The 23,094-nt window shown below is 43.2% G+C and carries 24 protein-coding genes, 1 tRNA gene, 1 rRNA gene and 2 riboswitches; of the genes, 15 read left to right on the top strand and 11 right to left on the bottom strand.

Translation table 11 applies throughout. The features are described 5' to 3' along the window. From rrf to M2444_RS32765, 10 genes are all read left to right on the top strand, one after another. Positions 1-93: ribosomal RNA gene (rrf, locus tag M2444_RS32810) — 5S ribosomal RNA — on the top strand; the annotation flags it as partial. Between the two features lie 431 nt (positions 94-524). Further along, entirely contained in the window at positions 525-1,982 is a 1,458-nt protein-coding gene (guaB, locus tag M2444_RS32805) for an IMP dehydrogenase (RefSeq protein WP_094873282.1), read from the top strand. Positions 1,983-2,144: 162 nt separating this feature from the next. Continuing rightward, the gene (locus M2444_RS32800) at positions 2,145-3,491 is read left to right on the top strand and encodes a D-alanyl-D-alanine carboxypeptidase family protein (protein ID WP_094873287.1); all 1,347 of its coding nucleotides are present in this window, start codon (positions 2,145-2,147) and stop codon (positions 3,489-3,491) included. 109 nt (positions 3,492-3,600) lie between these two features. After that, on the top strand, positions 3,601-4,482 hold the full coding sequence (gene pdxS, locus M2444_RS32795; RefSeq protein WP_280789058.1) for a pyridoxal 5'-phosphate synthase lyase subunit PdxS: 882 nt from the start codon (positions 3,601-3,603) through the stop codon (positions 4,480-4,482). Positions 4,483-4,500: 18 nt separating this feature from the next. Beyond that, positions 4,501-5,097, top strand: coding sequence for a pyridoxal 5'-phosphate synthase glutaminase subunit PdxT (gene pdxT / locus M2444_RS32790; protein ID WP_280789057.1), 597 nt, complete (start codon positions 4,501-4,503; stop codon positions 5,095-5,097). A gap of 73 nt (positions 5,098-5,170) precedes the next feature. Further along, the gene (serS, locus tag M2444_RS32785) at positions 5,171-6,457 is read left to right on the top strand and encodes a serine--tRNA ligase (RefSeq protein ID WP_280789056.1); all 1,287 of its coding nucleotides are present in this window, start codon (positions 5,171-5,173) and stop codon (positions 6,455-6,457) included. A gap of 67 nt (positions 6,458-6,524) precedes the next feature. Beyond that, positions 6,525-6,613 (top strand) — tRNA-Ser (locus M2444_RS32780). Positions 6,614-6,786: 173 nt separating this feature from the next. Beyond that, positions 6,787-7,128: a hypothetical protein gene (locus M2444_RS32775; RefSeq protein WP_094873278.1), complete on the top strand. Its 342-nt coding sequence runs from the start codon at positions 6,787-6,789 to the stop codon at positions 7,126-7,128. A gap of 12 nt (positions 7,129-7,140) precedes the next feature. Beyond that, positions 7,141-7,293 carry a small acid-soluble spore protein P gene (locus M2444_RS32770; RefSeq protein WP_060623882.1) on the top strand — a complete coding sequence of 51 codons (153 nt, stop codon included), beginning with the start codon at positions 7,141-7,143 and terminating at the stop codon, positions 7,291-7,293. Positions 7,294-7,395: 102 nt separating this feature from the next. Further along, a complete protein-coding gene (locus tag M2444_RS32765; RefSeq protein WP_094873276.1) occupies positions 7,396-8,487 on the top strand; it encodes a hypothetical protein in 1,092 nt (363 codons plus the stop codon). A 110-nt stretch (positions 8,488-8,597) separates the two neighbouring features. Here the strand turns inward: M2444_RS32765 and M2444_RS32760 are convergent, their stop codons facing one another. Then, positions 8,598-9,167 (bottom strand): GNAT family N-acetyltransferase, encoded by a 570-nt coding sequence (locus M2444_RS32760; RefSeq protein WP_094873274.1) that lies wholly within the window; start codon positions 9,165-9,167, stop codon positions 8,598-8,600. Between the two features lies 1 nt (position 9,168). After that, positions 9,169-9,654 (bottom strand): tRNA adenosine(34) deaminase TadA, encoded by a 486-nt coding sequence (gene tadA / locus M2444_RS32755; RefSeq protein ID WP_256989982.1) that lies wholly within the window; start codon positions 9,652-9,654, stop codon positions 9,169-9,171. 387 nt (positions 9,655-10,041) lie between these two features. Here tadA and M2444_RS32750 point away from each other — a divergent pair, with 387 nt between their 5' ends. Together M2444_RS32750 and rluF are read left to right on the top strand one after the other, a co-directional pair. Further along, complete coding sequence (locus M2444_RS32750; RefSeq protein ID WP_280789055.1) at positions 10,042-12,372, top strand: sensor histidine kinase; 2,331 nt, start codon at positions 10,042-10,044, stop codon at positions 12,370-12,372. Further along, positions 12,359-13,060, top strand: coding sequence for a 23S rRNA pseudouridine(2604) synthase RluF (gene rluF / locus M2444_RS32745; RefSeq protein WP_094873285.1), 702 nt, complete (start codon positions 12,359-12,361; stop codon positions 13,058-13,060). The genes M2444_RS32750 and rluF overlap by 14 nt, the downstream gene beginning before the upstream one ends. 101 nt (positions 13,061-13,161) lie before the next feature. Here rluF and motB read toward each other — a convergent pair whose 3' ends face one another. After that, positions 13,162-13,980 (bottom strand): flagellar motor protein MotB, encoded by an 819-nt coding sequence (gene motB, locus M2444_RS32740; RefSeq protein ID WP_094873270.1) that lies wholly within the window; start codon positions 13,978-13,980, stop codon positions 13,162-13,164. Further along, positions 13,964-14,767 carry a flagellar motor stator protein MotA gene (gene motA, locus M2444_RS32735; protein WP_094873268.1) on the bottom strand — a complete coding sequence of 268 codons (804 nt, stop codon included), beginning with the start codon at positions 14,765-14,767 and terminating at the stop codon, positions 13,964-13,966. The genes motB and motA overlap by 17 nt, the downstream gene beginning before the upstream one ends. A gap of 206 nt (positions 14,768-14,973) precedes the next feature. Here motA and M2444_RS32730 point away from each other — a divergent pair, with 206 nt between their 5' ends. Further along, positions 14,974-15,267: a hypothetical protein gene (locus M2444_RS32730; RefSeq protein WP_042131745.1), complete on the top strand. Its 294-nt coding sequence runs from the start codon at positions 14,974-14,976 to the stop codon at positions 15,265-15,267. A gap of 228 nt (positions 15,268-15,495) precedes the next feature. Continuing rightward, positions 15,496-15,783, top strand: a complete 288-nt coding sequence (locus tag M2444_RS32725) for a 4a-hydroxytetrahydrobiopterin dehydratase (protein ID WP_042123209.1) — start codon at positions 15,496-15,498, stop codon at positions 15,781-15,783. Positions 15,784-15,865: 82 nt separating this feature from the next. Here the strand turns inward: M2444_RS32725 and M2444_RS32720 are convergent, their stop codons facing one another. From M2444_RS32720 to M2444_RS32695, 6 genes are all read right to left on the bottom strand, one after another. After that, entirely contained in the window at positions 15,866-16,222 is a 357-nt protein-coding gene (locus M2444_RS32720) for a c-type cytochrome (RefSeq protein WP_094873267.1), read from the bottom strand. A 127-nt stretch (positions 16,223-16,349) separates the two neighbouring features. Beyond that, positions 16,350-16,835 carry a GNAT family N-acetyltransferase gene (locus M2444_RS32715; protein ID WP_094873265.1) on the bottom strand — a complete coding sequence of 162 codons (486 nt, stop codon included), beginning with the start codon at positions 16,833-16,835 and terminating at the stop codon, positions 16,350-16,352. Between the two features lie 202 nt (positions 16,836-17,037). Then, on the bottom strand, positions 17,038-17,529 hold the full coding sequence (locus tag M2444_RS32710; RefSeq protein WP_094873263.1) for a C40 family peptidase: 492 nt from the start codon (positions 17,527-17,529) through the stop codon (positions 17,038-17,040). A gap of 5 nt (positions 17,530-17,534) precedes the next feature. Next, a riboswitch (cyclic di-AMP (ydaO/yuaA leader) is annotated at positions 17,535-17,676 on the bottom strand. A 359-nt stretch (positions 17,677-18,035) separates the two neighbouring features. Then, a complete protein-coding gene (locus tag M2444_RS32705; protein ID WP_042131746.1) occupies positions 18,036-18,464 on the bottom strand; it encodes a C40 family peptidase in 429 nt (142 codons plus the stop codon). Positions 18,465-18,517: 53 nt separating this feature from the next. Beyond that, positions 18,518-18,655: riboswitch (cyclic di-AMP (ydaO/yuaA leader) on the bottom strand. A gap of 213 nt (positions 18,656-18,868) precedes the next feature. Further along, positions 18,869-19,699, bottom strand: a complete 831-nt coding sequence (locus tag M2444_RS32700; RefSeq protein ID WP_143812435.1) for a hypothetical protein — start codon at positions 19,697-19,699, stop codon at positions 18,869-18,871. An 11-nt stretch (positions 19,700-19,710) separates the two neighbouring features. Beyond that, positions 19,711-21,717, bottom strand: coding sequence for a M1 family metallopeptidase (locus tag M2444_RS32695; RefSeq protein ID WP_094873260.1), 2,007 nt, complete (start codon positions 21,715-21,717; stop codon positions 19,711-19,713). 103 nt (positions 21,718-21,820) lie between these two features. Here M2444_RS32695 and M2444_RS32690 point away from each other — a divergent pair, with 103 nt between their 5' ends. Continuing rightward, positions 21,821-22,327: a YwhD family protein gene (locus tag M2444_RS32690; protein WP_094873258.1), complete on the top strand. Its 507-nt coding sequence runs from the start codon at positions 21,821-21,823 to the stop codon at positions 22,325-22,327. Between the two features lie 101 nt (positions 22,328-22,428). Here the strand turns inward: M2444_RS32690 and M2444_RS32685 are convergent, their stop codons facing one another. Continuing rightward, on the bottom strand, positions 22,429-22,902 hold the full coding sequence (locus M2444_RS32685; RefSeq protein WP_094873257.1) for an AbrB/MazE/SpoVT family DNA-binding domain-containing protein: 474 nt from the start codon (positions 22,900-22,902) through the stop codon (positions 22,429-22,431). Positions 22,903-23,094: the final 192 nt, after the last annotated feature.

Genomic DNA, 23,094 nt, shown 5'->3' with positions numbered 1-23,094 from the left:
CCACGCGTACCCATCCCGAACACGACCGTTAAGCCCTCCAGCGCCGATGGTACTTGGACCGAAGGGTCCTGGGAGAGTAGGACGTTGCCAAGCACGCAAGACCACTGTTGAGTCATCGACAGTGGTCTTTTTGTTGTATTATTGAAGAATTCATTAGGGTTTATTTTGAGATACTACATTAGAGATAGGTGTAAGCATTGGTGATGGGTATGGTGGACTGTATAATTTCACCACTAAATGTCCACTCTGTGCGGACAATAGTCCAATAATTCGCTTACGCGGGAGTCGTTTTTTGAATACCTACTCTGATGATGTAATGTTCTTGACAGTCCAAATGCCCTTTGCTAAGATGGCAATAATATATTTTTGGATAAGCATCTCAAACCTAAATTGAAGATATGAACTTGTTCAACTTCCAGATGTACAGAGTTGTCTGTCGTGAATGGACTTAAAGTCGAAGGTTCTTCTTTTATAAAGTTTGTAGGCGGGTATAATTTAAAAACAACCGAGGAGGAATGACCCAGGTGTGGAAAGATAAGTTTGGTAAAGAAGGTCTGACTTTTGATGATGTGCTGTTGGTTCCGCGTAAATCTGAGGTACTGCCGAAGGAAGTAGATTTGACTACAGTTCTAAGTAAGAATGTGAAGTTGAACATCCCGCTTATGAGTGCAGGTATGGACACAGTCACAGAAGCGGCTATGGCCATTGCTATTGCTCGTGAGGGTGGTATCGGGATTATTCACAAGAATATGCCTGTAGAGCAGCAAGCGGAAGAAGTGGATCGTGTAAAACGTTCCGAGAGCGGAGTTATTACTAACCCATTCTCTCTTTCAGCAGAACATCTGGTATCCGATGCTGAACTGCTGATGGGTAAATATCGTATTTCCGGAGTACCGATTGTAGACAGTGACAACAAACTGGTCGGTATTCTAACTAATAGAGATTTACGTTTTATTCATGACTTTAATATTCCAATCAAAGAAGTTATGACACATGAGAATCTCGTGACTGCTGCTGTAGGTACGACACTTCAAGAAGCAGAAGGCATCTTACAACGTCATAAAATTGAGAAATTGCCGCTGGTGGACGAGAATAACGTTCTTAAGGGCCTAATCACAATTAAAGATATCGAGAAGGCGATTCAGTTCCCTAACGGAGCGAAAGATGCACAGGGTCGCTTACTAGTTGGAGCAGCTGTTGGTATCTCTAAAGATACATTCGAGCGTACTGCAGCGTTAGTGAAATCAGGTGTCGATTTGATCGTCGTCGATTCTGCACATGGTCACCACATTAATATTATTGAAGCGGTTCGCCAAATTCGTGAGTTGTATCCTGATCTTACGATTGTTGCTGGTAATGTGGCTACAGGTGAAGCAACCCGTGAACTTATTGAAGCTGGAGCTTCTGTAGTTAAAGTAGGTATTGGACCTGGATCTATCTGTACAACACGAGTTATCGCTGGTATCGGTGTGCCGCAGGTTACAGCCATTTATGATTGTGCAACGGTTGCTCGTGAGTACGGAGTTCCTGTCATCGCTGACGGTGGAATCAAGTACTCCGGTGAAATCACTAAGGCTATTGCCGCTGGTGCTCATGCAGTAATGATGGGAAGTATGTTTGCGGGCACAGAAGAGAGCCCAGGAGAATCGGAGCTTTATCAAGGCCGTAAATTTAAAGTATATCGTGGTATGGGCAGTATGAGCGCCATGAAACAAGGCAGTAAAGACCGTTATTTTCAAGATGACGATAAAAAGCTTGTTCCTGAAGGAATTGAGGGACGTATTGCATTTAAAGGACCTCTTTCGGATACAGTTCATCAATTGATCGGGGGATTGCGCTCGGGTATGGGTTATTGTGGTACGAAGTCTTTGGAAGAACTTCGCAATGATACTTCTTTCATTCGCATCACAAGTGCTGGACTTCGTGAAAGCCACCCACATGATGTGCAAATTACGAAAGAAGCGCCAAACTATTCCGTATAATGGACTAACCGTACTATTTTTTGGACAGACAGGACTATTTCGTCCTGTCTGTCTTTTTTTGCGTGTACCCCTGTGTTAGAATAGAACAAGCTATTGATATGAGGTTTAAAAGGAGAGTAGTAATCATTGAAGCACAAGCAGAAATTTAACGGTAAGCAATTTATGATTAAGACAGCGACAGTAGGTCTGCTTTTAAATATGTTAGTTTCCACTCCACTTCCGGCATTCGCAGAGGAAGGTACGACTACGACCATACAAGCCGGAACTGCAACTCAGACGACTCAGAAAGCAGTAAAGATCCCTTCTGTGGAATCACTGGGGCTAAATTTGAAATCAGCGGTTCTAATCGAACCAACAACAGGTGAAATTCTTCTATCTATGAATGCAGATGAGGCTTTGCCTCCAGCAAGTATGACTAAGATGATGACAGAGTATCTTGTAGCAGAAGCGGTGAAGACTGGACAGATTTCATGGGATCAAAAAGTCATAGTAGGGGAAAATGCGTCTAAACAGGTTGGCTCACGTATTTTTCTAGCGGAAAAAGACGAGCATACGGTTGAAGAGCTCTACATAGCAATGGCTGTCGGATCTGCAAATGATGCTACAGTCGCTTTGGCAGAACTAGTATCCGGGTCAGAATTGGAATTCGTAGAGCTAATGAATCAGACTGCCCAGAAGATGGGTATGAAAACTGCCTATTTTGTTAATTCTACTGGACTAGACAAAGCTGACATGCCTAAGAAGTACCGCTCAACTGATAAGAAAGAAAACGTAATGTCAGCGATGGATGCTGCTATTCTAGCCAAATATATTGTTACTGATCATCCTGATTTTAATAGATTTACAACGGTTCAGTCTTATAAGTTCCGTGAACGCGATACTGCTCCAATGATTAACTTTAACTGGATGTTGGAATCGAATAAGAATATACAGAATTTTAAGGCTTATGCTTATGAGGGACTGGATGGTTTGAAAACAGGCCATACCGCTAGAGCTAAATATTGTTTTGCAGGTACAGCTGAACGTGATGGTATGCGTCTGATCAGTGTAGTAATGGGGGCTAATACAGAGCCACACCGTTTTACAGAGACGAAGAAAGTACTTGATTTCGGATTTAATAATTTTGAAATTAAACAGGTTGTAGCGCCTAAAGCAGTGTTAGCCGGCAACGAAACCGTGCCAGTTCTTAAAGGGAAAAATAAAAAGGTGTCTGTAGTTACGGATGAAGCTGTTTCGTTTATCGTCCCTAAGGGAACAACCTCTCCTCAAATTAAAACAACCGTTGAAATCAATGATCCAGCAACCTTAGTTGCTCCTATAGAACAATCTGCTAAAGTGGGTAAGGTTACTTATTCCTACCAAGTTGAAGGCATGTCTGATGTTCAGCAGAAGACAGTTAATCTGATTACTGCCGAAGAAGCGGAAAAAGCCGGTTGGTTCAGTTTATTCCTTAGAGCCATTGGAGATTTCTTCGGCGATTTATTTACAGGGATCAAGAACTTGTTCTAATGAATATAGCATTGAAATTGCGTTAATCCGAGTAAGTGGATTGTATATTTCCCTTCATTGGGGTAAAATTACAAGTTAGATTAAGATAGATCATTCGGGGGGCTAGGACATGGAAACTGGAACATCGCGCGTTAAAAGAGGCATGGCAGAAATGCAAAAAGGCGGCGTCATTATGGACGTCATGAATGCAGAACAAGCAAAAATTGCTGAGGCTGCGGGTGCAGTAGCTGTTATGGCATTGGAACGCGTGCCTTCTGATATTCGCGCAGCTGGCGGTGTAGCACGGATGGCCGATCCTACAATTGTAGAAGAAGTTATCAAAGTGGTAAGTATCCCTGTTATGGCTAAGGCTCGTATTGGCCATTACGTAGAAGCAAAGGTTTTGGAATCCTTGGGTGTTGACTATTTGGATGAGAGTGAAGTTCTTACTCCTGCTGATGAAGTCTTCCATATTAATAAACGTGAGTTCACTGTTCCGTTCGTATGTGGAGCTAAAGACTTGGGTGAAGCCTTGAGACGTATTAATGAAGGTGCATCCATGATCCGTACGAAAGGTGAACCAGGAACAGGCAACATTGTTGAAGCAGTGCGTCATATGCGCTTTATCAATAGTCAAATCCGCAAAGTAACTAATTTGTCCAAGGATGAGCTATATAATGAAGCTAAGAACCTGGGAGTTGCTTACGAGCTACTGCTTGAAGTGCATGAGCTTGGTAAGCTGCCGGTTGTTAACTTTGCTGCTGGCGGTGTAGCAACTCCTGCCGATGCTGCCCTAATGATGCATCTAGGTGCGGATGGTGTGTTTGTAGGCTCAGGTATTTTTAAATCGGACAACCCTGAGAAATTTGCCCGTGCGATCGTTGAAGCCACTACACACTATACGGATTACAAACTGATTGCAGAAGTATCTAAGAACCTTGGCGCACCCATGAAGGGGATTGATATTGCAACTCTAACCCCGGCTGAACGTATGTCGGAGCGTGGCCGTTAATAGAGAGAAGGTTGCCGGATGAAAATAGGAGTGCTGGCGCTTCAAGGCGCAGTTACGGAGCATATTGTTAGTATAGAGAAGACCGGAGCAGTGGGCGTACCTATCAAGCGGGTAGAGCAGCTTGAGGAGGTTGATGGCCTAATTATTCCTGGTGGTGAGAGTACAACGATCGGTAAACTGATGCGAAAATATGGCTTCATCGAAGCCATACGTAATTTCTCCAATCAGGGCAAGCCGATTTTTGGAACATGCGCGGGTATGATTGTTCTGGCCAAACAAATTGCCGGCGGCGAACCAGGGCATTTGGAGCTAATGGACATTACGGTGGCTCGGAATGCATTCGGTCGTCAACGGGAAAGCTTTGAATGTGATCTGGAGGTTAAAGGAATTGATGAGCCAGTTCGTGCTGTTTTTATACGTGCACCGCTTATCAACGAGGTAGGCCCGGGTGTAGATGTACTTACAGTCTATAATGATGAGATTGTAACTGCACGGGAGGGTAACCTGCTGGTGTCTTCCTTTCATCCAGAATTGACCGATGATTTCAGACTGCATCAATATTTTGCTGATATGGTAGAGGCTACTAGGCAAGTGCAACAACAGAATCGCATATAAGAACATCCTGACTCTTTCAAAGCTGTAAGCAGCAATTTGAAAGAGTTTAGGCTGTTTTCAGGAGGGAAACTTTGTGTTAGACGTAAAAGTATTACGCAGTGATTACGCTCGAGTTGAACAAGCTTTAGAGAAACGGGGTAAATCACTGGATTTAATTGCTGATTTTCCACAACTTGATCTACGCAGACGTGAATTACTGCAAGAAACAGAAGGTCTTAAGAACCGTCGTAATACGGTGTCTGGTGAAGTAGCTAAGAAGAAAAAGATTGGTGAGCCTGCAGATGACCTAATTGCAGAAATGCGTACGGTATCTGACCGCATTAAAGAGCTTGATGACGAAGTGCGTGAATTGGAAGTTCAGATTGCTGAACTTACTATGAGTATTCCGAATATTCCGCATGATTCAGTTCCAGTTGGTAAATCTGAGGATGATAACGTAGAATTGCGTCGCTGGTCGGAGCCAAAAGAATTCGGATTTACTCCGAAATCACATTGGGAGCTTGCGCAGCAGCTCGATATTATTGATTTTGAAGCTGCAGCGAAGGTTACGGGATCACGGTTTGTTTTTTATAAAGGACTGGGAGCACGTTTAGAGCGGGCGCTTATTAACTTTATGATGGATCTGCACAGCGGGGAGCATAACTATGAAGAAATGCTGCCGCCTTACATTGTGAATAAAGACAGCTTGTACGGAACGGGACAACTTCCTAAGTTTGAGGAAGATCTGTTTAAGTTACGTGACACTGAATACTATTTGATTCCGACAGCGGAAGTACCTGTAACCAACTACTATCGCGAAGAGATTTTGACTGCAGCAGATCTACCTAAGTATCATGTAGCATACAGCTCTTGTTTCCGTTCTGAGGCGGGTTCGGCTGGCCGTGATACTCGCGGTCTGATCCGTCAGCATCAATTCAACAAAGTAGAGCTGGTAAAACTTACTACACCTGAATCCTCTTATGAGGAGTTAGAGAAAATGACAGCAGATGCTGAGCGCGTCCTGCAGCTTCTTGGATTGCCTTATCGCGTACTTGGGCTATGTACAGCTGATATGGGCTTTACATCGGCTAAGACGTATGATTTGGAAGTATGGCTGCCTGAGAGTGGAATGTACCGTGAAATCTCTTCTTGCTCGAATACAGAGGACTTCCAAGCGCGTCGGGCAAATATTCGTTTCCGTAAAGATCCGAAATCTAAACCTGAATTTGTTCATACACTGAACGGATCTGCTTTGGCTGTTGGGCGTACTGTTGCAGCGATTCTTGAGAATTATCAGCAAGAGGATGGCAGTGTTCTGATTCCAGAATGTCTACAACCGTATATGCGCAATGTGAAATCGATCCAACCTAAAAATATTTAAGAGAACAGTTGCTTTTAATCGCACTCTAGGTTACAATTACTAATGCATGTGAAATTTATATGCATTTGGAGAGGTACCGAAGCGGTCATAACGGGGCGGTCTTGAAAACCGTTAGAGTGCAAGCTCACGTGGGTTCGAATCCCACCCTCTCCGCCATTCCTTTATGAAAATATAAGAAATAAGCAGATAGAAGCCGTCTCCTTTGGAGGCGGTTTTTTGTTGTGCTTGAAATGGTGCAGTTTCAGGCATTGTTTGATGAACCTAGTTCCATTGAGAATAAAAAGATTGATTTCTCCGCAATGTATTAGGGAAGGAGGATGATCATAATTATGGACAGACAATTGGAAGTAGATCAGCATAATCTTGTCTCGGCCTGGCAAGAACGCCTGCCTGCGTTAATGGAGGATGGGGACAGTTTCAATGTACTAGCGGATGAAGGTGATCCGAATAGTCTGCTTATTCATTTTAATGCTGCGGGACGTCAAGGGTACTCACTTGATTTTCGCTGCAGATATGTAGATAGCAGGGAGGTCGCTGTTGATCTGCTTGATGTGGAGCAGAGTGGAATTCATATTGATGAGCACAATGATGCAGTACAGCTATTAGCACAACAGTATTCACGACAAATTCACGAGTGTGCTCAGGCGCTACAGAGTATAACTAATCCTTAGGAGGAATGAACAATGTCAAAGCCGAAAAGTATTCCAGTTCCCGGGGCACAGCCTAACGATGGCGAGCGCAGAAAGGAGCATAATTCTTCTGCACCAGAGCCACTTTCTGGCTCTAAAAAGGTGAAGCAGGCTAATCATGTTGACCATCATAATCCGCAAGGATAATAAATAAAAACAATAACAATTATAAAGAAGTGTTTCTTGATTTTTACAAATAGTTTATCATAAGGGGGGGAGATTTTTTTTACATGGGAGAGGAGAAAAATAATGAACAAAAAATGGGGTTTATCCGCCGCGGCACTGTTGCTTACAGCAGCGGTAATTCTGCCGGGATGTGGAAGTAAACAGGAGGCGCCAAAAGAGGCCTTAAAATCAGCCGCTACAAAAGCGACTGCGATGTCTTCATATGAAATGAAGAGTAAATTCTCGATCAACGATCTAACCATCGAGACCGCTGACGCTGAATCTGCTGCAATGACCACACAGGTACTCAGCATGCTTAAGAACGCTGATATAACTATTGACGGTGTTTACCAGGCTGATCCAATGCAGACAGAGCTAACTATGGTTCTGAATCTTAAGGGAGATATGAGCATGAGCTTCAATGTCCCTATGGTGATGACCACTGAGAAGCTGTATGTTAAGATTCCATCGATTCCGTTCTTTCCGATTCCGGAGACCATCGTCAATAAATTTGTAGAAGTGGATCTAAAGGCGTTGGCAGAGCAAGAGGGTGCTGAGTTTAATCCCAGCTCTCTTGATACACAGAAAATGCAAAAGTTCTCTAATGAAGTAATGGACACTGTATTAGCGGAATATGATGAAGGAAAATATTTTAATGAGCTTAGTCCAAAGGATGCAAATTTACCAGAGGGTGTAGAAGCTAAACAGGTCGTTCAGTTCCAAGTGACGAACGATAATGTTAAAGAAGCAATCACTATCTTCGTGAATAATGCCCTGCCTAAAATCATTGATATTGTGAGCAAGGAAGAGTACAAGGATATGCTGCAAATTAATGATGCGGATCTGGCTAAGGCTAAAGAAGAGATCACATCGAGTGAGACTAGAACTGAATTCGATAAGAGCTTGGCTGATCTTGATAAGTATCTTACGATCAATCAGTTCCATTACAATACGGCGATCAATAAAGACGGATTTGCTGTGTATCAGGATTTATTGATGGACATTAAAGTAAATGATCCGGAAGATGGTACGAACGTAGCCTTCTCTATAAACGGAACAGGTCAATATGACAAGATTAACGAGAAGCCAGTGTTTAAGATTGGCATTCCTCAAGGTGATGATGTAATTACAATGGATCAACTAGAGGAACAATTCGGTAGCTTGGGGACTTATTAATTAAGAAGTTACGAGAGAAAGACCCGCATGCCAGCGTATGATTTACGCCCATGCGGGTCTTTTTTTATTAGAACAATAAGATTATTAATCTTGAACGGGTCAGTAGAAAGTTATTTGTGTTCATCCGGCAGCATATCTTCGGCTAATATTGCGTAGGTTTGATGATCCTGCCAATGGCCGTTTATTTTGAGATACTGGCGGGCGATACCTTCAGGTTTAAATCCGCTCTTCTCCAGCACCCTCCGAGAAGCCTCATTATGCAATAAGACGGCTGCCTGAACCCTATGAAGACCTAAGGCTCGAAAAGCGTAGCCTAGAACTAATCCGACTGCAGCGGTCATGTAACCTTTTGCCTGCATCCGATGATCCATTAGATAGCCTAAATCAGCATACTGTGCTACACCTCTTGAGACATTAGACAGCGTGATTTGACCTATTAATTGTCCATCAAGCAGATAGACACCGAACATATAGGCTCTGTCCTCCAGAGCATCCTCCAGACGCTGATTAATGATCCGTTGTTGACTCTCCAAAGTGTAGAATTGCTCATCGCGTTGTGGTTCAAATGGTTCATGTGTTACCCGATTATTCAAACGCAGCTCCAGTAAGTCCTCTGTATCCTTTAGCTCTAGTGGAGAAATATAGATGCCATGTGAGGTATGATATAAAGTAAGGGTCATTTCAGGTCTCTCCTTTGTCTTCCTTCGATGGTTTTTGACGTAAACGGCGAAAGAATGAGGTTAGTAGGTCTGCACAATCTTCTTGTAAAATCCCCTGAATCACTTCGGTGCGATGGTTAAAACGCGGTTCTTCTAACAGATTCATGAGGGTCCCAGCACATCCAGCCTTAGGATCAGGCGTGCCATACACAGTGAGTGGTACTCTTGATTGTACAATCGCTCCTGCACACATCGGACAAGGCTCTAAAGTAACATACAGCTGGCAATCCAATAGACGCCACGAGTTCATGACATTGCTGGCCTCACGAATGGCAACCATTTCTGCATGAGCTGTAGAATCCATTGTAGTTTCTCTTAAATTGTATCCGCGTCCGATAATTTCACCATGCCGTACGATCACTGCCCCAATGGGAACCTCCCCTAATGCTTCAGCTTTGCGGGCTTCTGCTATCGCCTGCCTCATCCAATGTTCATGAACCGCTCGCATATCATCTAGCGATTCACCTGCTTTAATATTCAAGATCATCTTCCCTTCCTTTATATCCATTGTACAACGAACAAATATTCGTTCTTAACAAAATGTGCATAACTCTGTGGATAACCGCCTACTTATGCACATTTTTGTACACATCGTTTTATAATAAAATGTTTATATGTGCATAAGTTGTGGATGGTTTCTTAGACGCTTTCTATTCTTATTAGGACGCCGAAGGCATTTATATTTGTATATTGTAGAGAAAGACCTTTTAAATTTCAATATTTCTTGAATTGTAACGCTTCATTGAAATGTCTTTTCAAATGTGAGGGCAAAAGGTATGATGTTTATTGTAGGCCCCGCAAGGATTTACCAGTGGATAAGAGGTGAACAAACAGTTTGTCCATAAAGACAAAACTATCTGCTATTATTTTTGGGGCGGTGTTGCTAATTTTAGCACTGAACCTGACATTTAACCTTTATGCCGCCCAAAACAATCTACGGAATGAAAGCATTAATAATATGCAACTAACCGCTATGCAAATGGCCGTTTCTGTAGAACAAAGTAACTATAGCTCTAACTATGTAGAATATCAAATTGCGCATAATTTAAGGATGGCGGCTATCTTTGCCTCCGAGGAGCTGGATCCCGATTATAAGAATATCACGAATGAAGAACTTAAGGTCCTAACTTCCAAGGTGGGCGTGTCTAATATTTCAATTCTGGTAAAGACTGATAACGATATTGTAATAGCAAGGTCTTCGGTGCCTGGTGATATTGGGGTGTCCACAAAGGACTGGGGGTACTGGCACCTGGCCTTTTTGGAGTTGTTCGATAATCAGGAGGTATCCGTGGGTCAGGGGCAGGCCTTGGACCATTTTTGGTCAGGCCCATTTGATTATTCAACCTACAATCTCGATTTCATTGAGAAGTGGGGATATTATCATGATGAAGCAAGTAACTACATCATAAACCCTGTTATCCTCAATAATGCAGCCAGCGACTATGTCAAAATTACCAATCCTGATCAAATTGCAGCGCTGACCAAAGAAGCTAATCCAGGGATCTTAGAACTCACAGGATTTAACCCAGTGACATTTGGTTCGGCGAGTATGAAGGCTGACGGAAGTGACGCATTGAATAAGAATCTTGGTAACCGCCCCATTAAGTATGGTACTTATACTTATGGTAATCTGGAGCGGGATAGAGCGGCGATTCTATTAGCTCAAGAGAAGCAGAAGCCGGTTACACTTGAGATGAAGGTACATGGGGAAAGAGTGCTCAAAAGCTATATCCCTATCGAATCTCCTGGACTGAAGGCTTATGTGATTGGAGTCGTATTGGATTACTCCGTAATTTCATCAGTGGTTCATGAACAATTAATTAATAATCTGACAACATCTCTGTTATTACTTACATTATTCTTGTTATGCAGTTACATACTGTCTGGATTTGTTACTCGTCCGATTCAGGCGATACTTGCCAAAGTGAACGATGTGGCCAAAGGGAAATTCGAGCCTCCACTCAAGGTAACTAGCCGGGATGAGTTAGGGCAATTGGCACTACGAATCAACGCTATGACAGCTCATCTCATGCAGCGCACCAATCGGCTCAAACAGACACTGGAAGAGAACCGAGCAGTTAAGGAACATTTGGAATCCGTCATTAATGGGACCTCTGATGCGATACATACAATCGATATGGACGGCCGAATTACTAGTACGAACAGAGCCTTCGAAGAACTGTATGGATGGAGTGCCAAAGAGGTGCTAGGGAATAAGCCTTACCTTGTGCCTGCGACAGCGCTTAAGCAGGAGGAAGAGCGGCTTGATGCGTTAAAGAGTGGTGCGGTTCTACCACCAATTGAAACCGTAAGACTTAAACGGGATGGAACAATTGTTGAAGTTAGTGTTAGTACCTCAGTGATCCGTGATGAAGACGGGTATCCACATTCCTTTATTCACGTCTCACGTGATATGACGGAACGTAACCGTATGGAAGAACTGCTTAGACGCTCTGAGAAACTGACTACAGTAGGCCAATTAGCCGCTGGAGTTGCACATGAGATCAGAAATCCACTTACAACGCTAAAAGGATTTCTGCAGCTTCAACAAGAAAAGCAGATTTTGGTCCCCCTCCATATTGAACTGATGTTGTCTGAGCTCGAGCGGATTAATCTGATCGTAAGTGAATTTTTGATTTTGGCCAAGCCTCAAGCTGTTCATTTTCAGGAAAAAGATGTACGGGATATCCTTGGGGATGTGGTTTCTCTTTTAGACAGTCAAGCTCATTTGTTTGGGATTCAGTTTAGTACTACGTTCTCTGAATACCCATCTACCGTACATTGTGAAGTGAACCAGCTCAAGCAGGTGTTTATTAACATCGTCAAAAATGCTATTGAAGCCATGCCTGATGGTGGTGTGATTTCAATGGAGTTAAGAAATACCCTGGATTCTGTTTTCATTCTTATTTCAGATCAAGGCGAAGGAATTCCTAAGGATATGCTGCCTAAGCTGGGTGAGCCCTTCTTCACCAATAAGGAATCGGGAACAGGCTTAGGGCTAATGATTAGTCAACGTATTATTCAGGCTCATAAGGGTCATTTGGAAATACAAAGTGAAGTGGGTCAAGGGACAACTGTTATGATCAAGCTGCCTGCAGCTGGTACGGATACCTCTTGGCTTAATATTAAGGATGAACGGAGTGAAGGACAACGTGAGAATCAATAAATTCATCAGTGAGACAGGATACTGTTCACGCCGTGAAGCAGATAAGCTGGTGGAAGGTGGTAGAGTTACGATCAACGGACAACCTGCTGTGCTTGGCAGTCAGGCCGTTCCAGGCGATGATGTAAGAATAGATGGTGTTGCGCTTGAAACATCAAGCCAGACGGTTTACATTGCGTTAAACAAGCCAGTGGGTATCACTTCAACTACAGAACAGCATATTAAGGGTAATATTGTTGATTTTGTAGGTCATCATGAGCGAATCTTCCCGATTGGGCGGCTCGATAAGGATTCAGAAGGCTTAATTCTGCTTACCAACGATGGGGATATCGTTAATAAGATTTTGCGGGCTGAAGGTCGGCATGAAAAAGAGTATGTTGTTACTGTAGACAGACCGATCACGCCATCATTTATTACCGGTATGTCCAGTGGCGTAAAGATATTGGGTGAAAAGACGCTACCTTGTGAGGTTACTCGTATTACAGAGCGTGTATTCCGTATTATTTTGACGGAGGGTAAGAATCGGCAGATCCGCCGTATGTGTAGCGCTTTTGGCTACGAGGTTAGAAAGCTGCAACGCATTCGGATTATGAATATTCGTCTAGGGGCATTACAAACAGGAGAATGGCGTGAGTTGTCTGCTGAAGAGAAGCAAGAACTTGGGGCTACATTGAACTACCAACTTCTATAGCTTAAAAGATCCTAGATTTGAATAAGATTTTGTCAAAAAAGAGCTGCTCCATCGGTCTAAGACCTTGGGGCAGCTCTTTATGCTTTGTGTTAAGGCAACCATTATTCATCAGTAGGAGCTATACCTGAGAACTCTTTGGTTTCTTGATATTTACGAATAATGGATACTTCAACCCGGCGGTTCTTACTTCTTCCAACAGCTGTAGTATTTTCAGAAATCGGGTGGTATTCTCCGTATCCAATCGCACTGAATTTCCGTGGATTCAGGTTCGTATTTGTTAGCAAGATCTTCATGAACTGAAGGGCGCGATCGGCGCTCAGGTCCCAGTTGGAAGAATAGTCGCTATTAGAGATAGGGATATTATCAGTATGCCCTTGCACGACAACATCATAATCCGGGAATTGCTGCAGCATGGTTGAGATGGACTTTGCTAATTGCCGAGAATCATCTTTAACTACAGCCTGTCCGGAAGCGAACAACGCGTTATCGCTTATCGTAATCATAAGCTGAGACTGATTGAGCTTAGTACTGAGAAGATCGGTTAGACCGTTCTTGCTGATATATTGATCAAACTGCTTTTTAAGCTTCTCTAAATCCTCTTGTTCCTTTTGCCGCAGCTTAGCCATTTCTGTTTGTTCGGTTTTCTTGGCTACTGATTTATCCATTTGATCATTTTTTCCTAAATCCTCTTGAGTCTTAGATGGCATTGCCGCCCGCTCTTCAAGAATACCTGTACCGCCATTAAGAGCGGAACTGAAGGCTTGACTCATCTCTTCGAATTTTTTGGCATCCGTTGCACTCATAGAATACATTACGATGAACAAGGCTACCAGAAGGGTCATGAGATCAGAATAAGGCAGTAGCCACGATTCATCGGCGTGTTCTTCATGCTCTTCGTGTCGTCTAGTCTTTTTGCTCACCCGATCCACTCTCCTTCTCAGCATTTAACTTAGCTCGTTCCGAAGGTGTTAGGAAGACAGCAAGCTTCTGATTGATGGCAATAGTGGATACACCGGATTGTATGGACAAAAGACCTTCGACCATCATCATTCGAACTTCAATTTCACGTTTGGAAAGTCGTTTTAGCTTATTGGCAATAGGATGCCATAATACGTAACCTGTAAAGATACCGAGTAGTGTTGCGATGAAGGCAGCCCCGATTGCTGCAGCCAATTTGTTCATATCACTCATATCAGCCAGAGCGGCGATAAGTCCGATAACGGCCCCGAGTACGCCAAGTGTAGGAGCATACATACCTGCTTGTGAGAAAATGAGTGCGCCTGCTTTATGTCTATCCTCTGTGGCGTGGATGTCCTCCATAAGAACATCGCGGACAAAATCCTGATCATTTCCATCAATAATCATCCGCATGCCATTTCTGAGGAAGTTATCTTCTATTTCATCGACTTTCGACTCAAGAGCCAGCAGACCTTCACGCCGTGTAATAGAAGCCCACTCCATGAACATAGTAATTAATTCGGGTTTACTGATTAATTTCTTTTTGACAAAAATCATTTTAAACAGACTTGGAATCTTCTTGACCTCTGAGAACGGAAAGGCCATAAAGATGGAAGCTGCCGTACCCACTAAGATAATAACGTAAGCAGCAGGTGTGGCTAAAGCGTGAAGAGGAGCGTGCTTGAGGATCATACCCCAAATAACTGCAACTAGACCAAAAATTAAACCAAGTATTGTTGAAATTTCCATTATGCACCTCGTCCATGAGATTATAAGATGTGTTCCGACAAAGCCGCGTATATCATCCTTGAAACAGCGGCAAGGCACTCTGTGCGAAACCGAATAACGTATATTCTTATTTATCGACATCATTCCGTTTTTTGTGAAGTCATTTTTTCGGCTATAATGGATAAGGTAAGTAATTATTCATCTGTGGAGAAAACGGAGTGATACATGTGGGTGTAAAGCATGGTAGAGATTACGGTGAAATCCTAACGGATTTGACTGAGGCTGTCGGCAGAATTTCCGATGGGTACTTATTTTTTGAAATGGATCCGGAAGAGTGGCAAGAATTGCCGCAGGAATCCAAGATGGAGGTATGGGAGGCACTGGCTGAGGATCTTTTCTTCGCGCTGGGTAATGAACCTATGATTGAGGTGGGGAGCGGCGTTATCATTTATGATAAGGACACGCACCGCATTAATATTTTAGTCGGAGAAGAGGATTTAGCCTCTGTTGTTTTGATTTAAGAAGAGGGGGCGACGGGGCGTAATTTGCCCGTAGTTAGTAGCCCGTGTTAAAATTGGTGTAGCCGAGTTATAATCGCTGGGATTCTTGAATACATTTAATCGAAAATATTGCCTTTATCCTGGCACATCCCTTGGACCTCAGAAGCTAAGGGATGTTTTGTTTAACGAATAAGACGAGTAATGGGACCTGCGGATTTTACTGCAATTTTTAGTAAGGGAGGAAATGAATTGTTATTTACGGAAGAAGAACTGCGTGAGCAGATCAGCAAGCTGGAAGGTTGGAAGCTGGAAGAGAATACCATGGTGCGAAAATATATGTTCAGCCAATATATGAAGGGTATTGCTTTCGTTGATGAAGTAGCCACCATTTCAGAAGCCTTTGATCACCATCCACATATTACAATTGATTATAAGACAGTGACTTTACGGCTGAAATCAAATGAGGAAGACGGTATTACAGCTCTAGATATTCGAGAGGCACATGAATTTAATGAAGCCTTTGAGAAAAATCGTTAGTGTCACCCAAACTCATAAATAAACGCCCGTGCGCAGATAGTGAACTATCTTCAGGCACGGGCGTTTTTAGTTGCTTTGGTAGTTACTTTTTCTCTGCGAGCCAGAGGGCGACGTTTGCAATCTCCTCAGGGGCTAGCTTTTCTTTAAAGGAAGGCATTTGACCGCGTCCTTTAGTTACAATACTGTAGATTGCTTCAGCATCATGTTGACCGCCTTCGTTTTGAAGACTGGGTCCAACTCCACCTTGAAGCTGATCGCCGTGACAGGTAATACAGCTGGCTTTCACGGTTGCTTCCGCCTTTGCTGCATCCAATTGGACTTCCGGCATCGTCGGCTTATTCTGTTCAGCTACCTCTTCTTTACCTGGAAGTGTAAACATAAGTACTACCGCAAAGGCACAGGCGGCAAAAAACAAACCGCTCATGATCCATTTCTGCATCCCAGTTCGTCCCTTCTATGTAAGCTGCTCCCTACATTATAGCTCAAGGTGAAGCGTTATCATAGGGTTTGTGACAAAAAAATGAACGACAATGCCATCAAATCATTGAAAAATATGGAATTTAATATTATTTGTCATAGACCATGCAATAAAAAGGTTTGTTTCCTGTGGGGGTTAGGCGCTCATACGTATCGGTAATCGTAAATCCACACTTTTGGTAAGTTCGGATCGCCCGCTGGTTCCAGGTCAATACCTCTAGATCAATCTCACGCTCAGGATAACGAATTAAGGCTGCTTGCACGATTGCATCCATGAATGTTTTGCCTAGACCTTGACCGCATAGATCAGGGCGCATGCCAATTCCCAAGCGAACAACACCTTCCATTGGAAACAACTGCGCGAATCCACATAAAATCCCTTGCCCATTTAATATGGAGACATATTGCTCATTACGTAGCTGAGGGTCACCGAACTCGATTCCAAGAGCCTGCATTTGCTCCCATGGCATCCAGCCGTAAATATTATAAGGGGCAGTGTAATCCCAGTTGCAAATCTCTTCCGCGTGACTGGTCTCCATAGGCGCTACATGAAACGTAACAGAGGAATTTATCATAAGGTTAAGGACCTCCTTTCACGGGGGTTGCTTTAAAATATAAGAAAGTATACTAATTATATACAAAAATAGGCTTGGTCGACTCAGAAATTTATGAGATTATTGTTTTACAAATTCTGAGAGGGGTAAATACTAAATAAGACAAAAAACAAGCTCTTCCCCAAGAATCAACATCTTGGAAAAGAGCCTATGTACGATTTACTTATTGAACATCATCATTATCTTCTGTCTCAGAAGCAACAGAATGATAAGCATCCGTGCTCATAATGCGTTTAGCGCCGATGTAGCGTTTCACGTAGTAGCTATCACTCAGGGAGCTAATCGTTACACCGCGTGAGGAAGATGCGTGTGCAAACTTGCCTTCACCGACATAAATACCGACATGGGAGACACCCTTGCCACTTGTATTGAAGAATACAAGATCTCCAGATCTTAAATCATCTTGGGAGATAGCAGTACCCATTTGAAACTGGGAACCTGATTGGTGTGGTAGGTTAATACCAATTTTATCAAATACATACATTGTAAATCCGGAGCAATCAAATCCATTTGTGGAGATGCCGCCGGATACGTACTTAGTTCCGATGGTCTTGTCGATCACTTTATCCATTTTGGAATCCGCGAAAGCGCTTCCTGCTCCAATGGTGAAAATAATGGAAAAGCTAAGTACTGCTGCTGCTAGCTTCTTCTTCAAAAGTTTATACCCCTTCCGGATGCCTACGAGGTTAGCTTAAGGGTTCGGTTGAAGGTCCCCTATGACCCCTCTAAAAATGGAGGTCAATTCACCCAAAGTTGGTTCCCCCGTTTTCCTAATAGTCAGGAAACTCGGCTGATACTGTTGATTAGGAATAGCTTGTAATCAATACATGACAAAACCTTTGTAAATAACAACTTAATGATTACAAAAATGTTACTAAAATCTTACTGCAGTTATTGTAACAAACAGAGTGCCGCTTGGCAATCGTTTTTAACATAATCATGCAGAAAAATTCGTTTTTTTAAAGACAAAATGCATATGTAAGCGATAATATTAAACTAATTTTTATATTTATTGAAATTTTTATCAAATAAAATTGTTTAAAGTCTGTTCTAGAGGTGTAAAGAATATAATGAGGCAAAAGAAAACCTGGATTCGATTAAGTCAATAATCAAACCCAGGTCCTATATAATGTAATTGTGTGGTTTAGTTGTGGCGAAGTATTAATCGTAGGCTACAGCTTGATATGAGGAAGTACTCATTACTCTTTTAGCACCAACGTAGCGATTGGCCCAGTAGGACTGGCTAAGTGAAGTGATGGTTACGCCATATGAAGATGATGATTGTGCGAATTTTCCGTTTCCAACATAAATGCCGACATGGGATACGCCGTTGCCCAATGTGTTAAAGAAAACTAGGTCACCTGAACGCAACTTGCTTTTGGCTACAGGAGTTCCAACATTATATTGAGCTTTTGAAGTACGGGGCAAAGAAAGACCCACCTTCTTGAATACATACGTAGTAAATCCAGAACAGTCAAACCCGGCAGTGCTAGTGCCTCCGGTTTTATAGGCAACTCCAATTGTCTTTGAAATAACACTGTCCATCTTAGAATCTGCAAAGGCACTTCCTCCACCAATAGAGAACGCCATCACAAGTCCTAGCGCCGCAGCGACGCATGCTTTTCTTAAATTCTTCAAAAAAATTGTACCCCTTCCAATGCCTGTGAGGTTAGCTTAAGGATTCGGTAGAAGTTTCCCTATGATCCCTGCAAAGCGAGATCAATTCACCCAAAATATGGTTCCCCCACTTCCTGGTGCCAGGAATTCGGCGTTTTATGCACCAGATAGTGACTTATCGACAAAACTACGATAAATACATGAAGTTATGTAGAAATCGTTTCAAATGATTACAAACTTGTTACCAATGGAACAGGACTTATTGTAACAAAGTCTTTATGATTTTGCAAATCGACATAATTTTCTATAACGCGAAAGAGTCCCGGCTCCTGATTGAGGAACCGGGACTCTTATATTATGTGCTGTAAGACCTTGAATTATTGTGGGAATGCTTTACTGTGCCATAGATGATATTGTGCTGAGATTCCCCACATTTTGAAGAGTGTAGAAGGCAGGGGTGAGATTTGACGGATAATCAGCGCCGGTAGGCCAGGGCAGAAGAGACCCGTTAGTCCGCATATTAGCAAAAGAACCAGACCTGCTGCACCAAGTAGGATTGAAATGCCTATTGCTGGAATCAGCGACTTCAAGCAAATGAATAGGGAGGAGAACATCCCCGTGCCGCTGGTATAACCAAACTGCATATATAGAAGGAACAGGCGTACGATAAAGATGTATATAAGCCATGCCAATACGTATGGAATTAGATGAAGTAACAAAGAGTAGTTCAAAAAGGAGGACAAGAATAGCCCGTACATTTTTGGAGCGAGCCAGTATAACGGAAGTAGTGCGAGCACCCATTCGATTAGACTGAAGATAAACACAGGAAATCCATAAAGCTTCATACCGGGAAAAAAGAACAGGCCACGCTCTCCTTTTCGCTCCTGATGGAGTTCATGCAGTAATCCTGACCTTATGAAGGGGGAGAGCAGAAGTCGAAAGACAACAAGTCCTAGGAACATCCATAACCAAGTACGTATCGCAGGATCTGTGTTCAAGCTGAACTGTCCTTCGACATAATAGAGTAGTCTGCCCATTCCGCTGCCTCCAGCGTCTTTATCTGGATAGCGCAGCAGAATAGGAACGATAGCAGACCGGATGAAGCCGTACATAAAGTAGCCCCAGAGCAGTCGGTAGATGAAGAGCAGAATCAGAATATAAAATTGCTCCTTCATGCTTTGCCAGCCGCGGGTTATCGATGTTCTCACAATCATTCACCTCACCAGACAAGAGTTCCGAGCACGGTTTCAACTAGTTTAGTTACACTTAATGTCCAGCGGGAGAGTGTTTTGGGCTCTATTTCCGCCAGTCTGAAGTTGTTCAGATGTTTGCTTTCTAAAAGAACGGTATGCTCAGGATCAACCTCAGCAGAGAGGAGAAGCTTATCGCTTAACAATTGGAATGTAGTCTCTGCCCCTTCACCGCTCCAGACCCGCTCTGTCGCAGAGCCATCGTCGAATGTGAATTTAATGGGAACGTCAACATAATGGCTCCCTTTGTTTGTAATCTTTACTATGGATTCATAGCTCTGAGCATCGCTGTTGCCATTCTTTTTAATCGTAATCGTATCTACTGAGAAATCAGGAGCACCACCACCATAAATATAATCTTCGAAATAAGGCTGCCATGATTTTTTGGTTATCTTCTCAACGACTTTTTGAAAATCAGATGTAGTGGGGTGCTGGAAACGGAATTTACGTGCGTAAGTGGACATGATGCTGTTCATTGCTTTAGTGCCTACTTGGCGTTCAATATCCTTGAGTACTAGCTTTCCGCGAATATACACATTCCGGCTATAGGATTCTGCCCCGGCGTATTTCCATGTCTCTAAATTTAGCGGCTCTGATTTGGTCACCAGGCTGGACTGAAGAGGGAGATTCGTTTTGATGCCATATTCTTGCTCCATGAGTCTGTCTTCAGCATAAGAAGTAAAGCTTTCGTCTAACCAAGCCTCCTCGAATTCATTGCTGGCCACCATACCGTAGAAGTATTGATGGCCAATCTCATGAACGACGGTTCTTTCAAGTGAGGTGTCAGGAGAAGAGTCTGTCGCTCCAAACGCTGTAACGAGTGTTGGATACTCCATTCCTCCAGCTCCATTGCCCTCCTTAGGCGGAACGACAATAGATAGCGTCGAGTAGGGATAAGGACCATACCATTTGCTGAAGTAGGTCAGAGCAGCCTTAGCGGCCTGAAGGTATCGTTCCTTTAAGTCTTTGTGTAATGGATCGAGATACACCTTAATCCGTACACCAGGCACTTCTGGCGTAGAGAAGGCTTCTTCGGCTACTGTAAAATCAGGAGATGCCGCCCAAGCAAAGTCATGGACATCGTCAGCGTAGAACTGATATATTTTTTGATCTTGCTTTAGCTTGGCACTCTTCACAGGAAATCCGGTCGCAGCTACCGTGTAGTCGGAAGGAACCGCAATCGTTACATTAAAGATGCCAAAATCGCTGTAAAACTCAGAGGTGCCGTGATACTGATGCAAATCCCAGCCTTCCTCCTTAACCCCACGTGTGCCCATAGGCTCGTATACACTAAGTTTAGGGAACCATTGCCCAGCCATCACGAAATTGCCTGATGCGCCCATACGGGCAAATATTTTGGGGAGCTGGACCTCGTACCGGAGTTTAAGCGTGACACTTTCTCCACCATTAACCGGCTGTGGGAGATGTACCTTTAGGAGTGTCTTATCGTTGACGTTACCATCATCGGGCTGTACAAATTGCACTCTTTGCATTAGAGAAGTTCCTTCTGTTGTGCGCAAATCGGTTAAAGTCATATTTCCGAAGCCGTTCTCTGGCATGGTGTCACTTCGGAGCGTTCCTCCGGACTCCTTCATAAAGGTAGTATCTGGTGAAGAAAAAGCATTAGGATACATATGAAAATATAGATCACTTACCGGTTTTACACCGGGGTGTGTCCAGGTTACCGTCTCAGAAGCAATTAAGGTTTCTGTATCAGGAACAAGCTGAACATCGATGTGATACTCGACAACTCGTTGACTTAATGCCTCTTCTGCTGGAACGGGGGCGCTATCAGGCAGTGTCTGCTGTGGTGCAGCTGCAGGAGCTGTGCCGCTTGAGGACTTGGCCTCTTTTGAAACAAAGCTAGTAACAGAAGATGTAGAGTTATCCCCCGAATTGACCCATATGCCTCCTAAAAGCACGAGGGTGGCCAGGGTCGCAAAGATGATGATGTACCTTAATGACAGTGACTTCATAGTGTGATTCCTCCCGTGACAAGCATCTACGGGATGTATATGTTTGCAATCGCCGCATTATTAGCTAAAATTAAATTATTCGTAAGAGGAAGGGTGTGCACTGGTGGACAACATACAACCGGAGGGCAAGAAACAGATTGCCTTAAATATTGTGAATGCCAAAAGTAAACATAAAGGCTTTGGAGCAGGCTCTATAGAGCTCAATAACGTATCACCTGTCATTATTGATGGCGGTGAAGCAGTCATTGATATTGGTGCCATGCATGCCAAGAGTAAGGTTGAAAAGGGAATTAAATTCTCCATGAACCGTGAAGATGTACCTAATGGTAGACAGGTTTGGGTGGTATGGGTAGCCGTGGATCGTACACAGGATAGTCAATTTTATGGTGGAATAACGGCCTGCGAAATGTGGATCGATACGGAAGCGCGTCGCGGTTGGAAAATTCTCGCCGAGCATGTCAATAAGTTGGATGCTGCTCTAAAACGCAAAATCGATGTGGGAGGACTTGGCGCAGTTGAAAAAAACGCCCTAAAATCCCTCTTGATCTCTCATAATGAGACATGGTGGACTGCGTCCTCTGATGAGCTTAAGGCTGCACTGACTGAGTAGGAACGAATTACCCGGTCAAGGTTACCTGATACAGAAAAAAGGCTTCGACATCCTGAAATAGGAGAGTCGAAGCTTTTTTGAATTGAACACAATGAATTAGTTTACGATTTGCCTGCCGTACTAAGTTTGCGTTTGAGTTGACTTACTCTGGCTTGACTGATCCCAAGAATTTCAGCAAGCTCTTTCTGATTGGCATATGGATGTTCTTCTATGGCCCGCTCCAGGCGTTGGCACATATCCTCTGTCTTCGTCTTCCGGATCGTGCTGCTGTGCTCTGACACTTCGCTTGCAAAATCTTGGCGTGTCTCAGGCACTTGAGACATGCGTTCAGGGTCGGCAATTTCTTTTAGACAGCTACTGCAAATAAATTGCTCTTTATAGTAGGTGACATGGTCGTGGCTTCTGCAAAATGTACATTCTGTCGAGGTGTACTTCCTGAGTATGATGGTGTTATCGTTTAGTATAAAAAATTCGATAGGATCACCAATGTCGATATTACGAGTCATACGGATTTCTGCGGGAACCACAATTCTCCCAAGACTGTCTAAACTCCGGATCATGCCTGTATCCTTCATCCCATGTCCCTCATTTACATCTTTATATTTTGGTTGCTACTAACTATTATAGCAGTAATTGTGAGTTAAGAGAATGGGGTGAATATAATTAATGAAGCGGTTACATCCTTTGCGGGAGAAGTGAAAATCGAGTTTGGCCATCCTATGGATTCTACAATAAATAAGTAATAAAAAAGAAAAACCTCTTCAATG

Source organism: Paenibacillus sp. PastF-3 (genome assembly GCF_029893135.1).
GTDB lineage: Bacteria > Bacillota > Bacilli > Paenibacillales > Paenibacillaceae > Paenibacillus_AQ > Paenibacillus_AQ nitricinens.
The sequence above is the reverse complement of the archived record's forward strand: the minus strand, read 5'-3'. Positions and strand labels throughout refer to the sequence as shown.

Excerpts from the sequence above, each read along its gene's own strand:
- M2444_RS32800 (WP_094873287.1), top strand. The coding sequence starts at position 2,145 with ATGATTAAGACAGCGACAGTAGGTCTGCTTTTAAATATGTTAGTTTCC.
- pdxS (WP_280789058.1), top strand. The coding sequence starts at position 3,601 with ATGGAAACTGGAACATCGCGCGTTAAAAGAGGCATGGCAGAAATGCAA.
- pdxT (WP_280789057.1), top strand. The coding sequence starts at position 4,501 with ATGAAAATAGGAGTGCTGGCGCTTCAAGGCGCAGTTACGGAGCATATT.
- M2444_RS32775 (WP_094873278.1), top strand. The coding sequence starts at position 6,787 with ATGGACAGACAATTGGAAGTAGATCAGCATAATCTTGTCTCGGCCTGG.
- M2444_RS32770 (WP_060623882.1), top strand. The coding sequence starts at position 7,141 with ATGTCAAAGCCGAAAAGTATTCCAGTTCCCGGGGCACAGCCTAACGAT.
- M2444_RS32765 (WP_094873276.1), top strand. The coding sequence starts at position 7,396 with ATGAACAAAAAATGGGGTTTATCCGCCGCGGCACTGTTGCTTACAGCA.
- M2444_RS32760 (WP_094873274.1), bottom strand. The coding sequence starts at position 9,167 with ATGACCCTTACTTTATATCATACCTCACATGGCATCTATATTTCTCCA.
- tadA (WP_256989982.1), bottom strand. The coding sequence starts at position 9,654 with ATGCGAGCGGTTCATGAACATTGGATGAGGCAGGCGATAGCAGAAGCC.
- motA (WP_094873268.1), bottom strand. The coding sequence starts at position 14,767 with ATGGAAATTTCAACAATACTTGGTTTAATTTTTGGTCTAGTTGCAGTT.
- M2444_RS32720 (WP_094873267.1), bottom strand. The coding sequence starts at position 16,222 with ATGCAGAAATGGATCATGAGCGGTTTGTTTTTTGCCGCCTGTGCCTTT.
- M2444_RS32715 (WP_094873265.1), bottom strand. The coding sequence starts at position 16,835 with ATGATAAATTCCTCTGTTACGTTTCATGTAGCGCCTATGGAGACCAGT.
- M2444_RS32705 (WP_042131746.1), bottom strand. The coding sequence starts at position 18,464 with ATGGCGTTCTCTATTGGTGGAGGAAGTGCCTTTGCAGATTCTAAGATG.
- M2444_RS32695 (WP_094873260.1), bottom strand. The coding sequence starts at position 21,717 with ATGAAGTCACTGTCATTAAGGTACATCATCATCTTTGCGACCCTGGCC.
- M2444_RS32685 (WP_094873257.1), bottom strand. The coding sequence starts at position 22,902 with ATGAAGGATACAGGCATGATCCGGAGTTTAGACAGTCTTGGGAGAATT.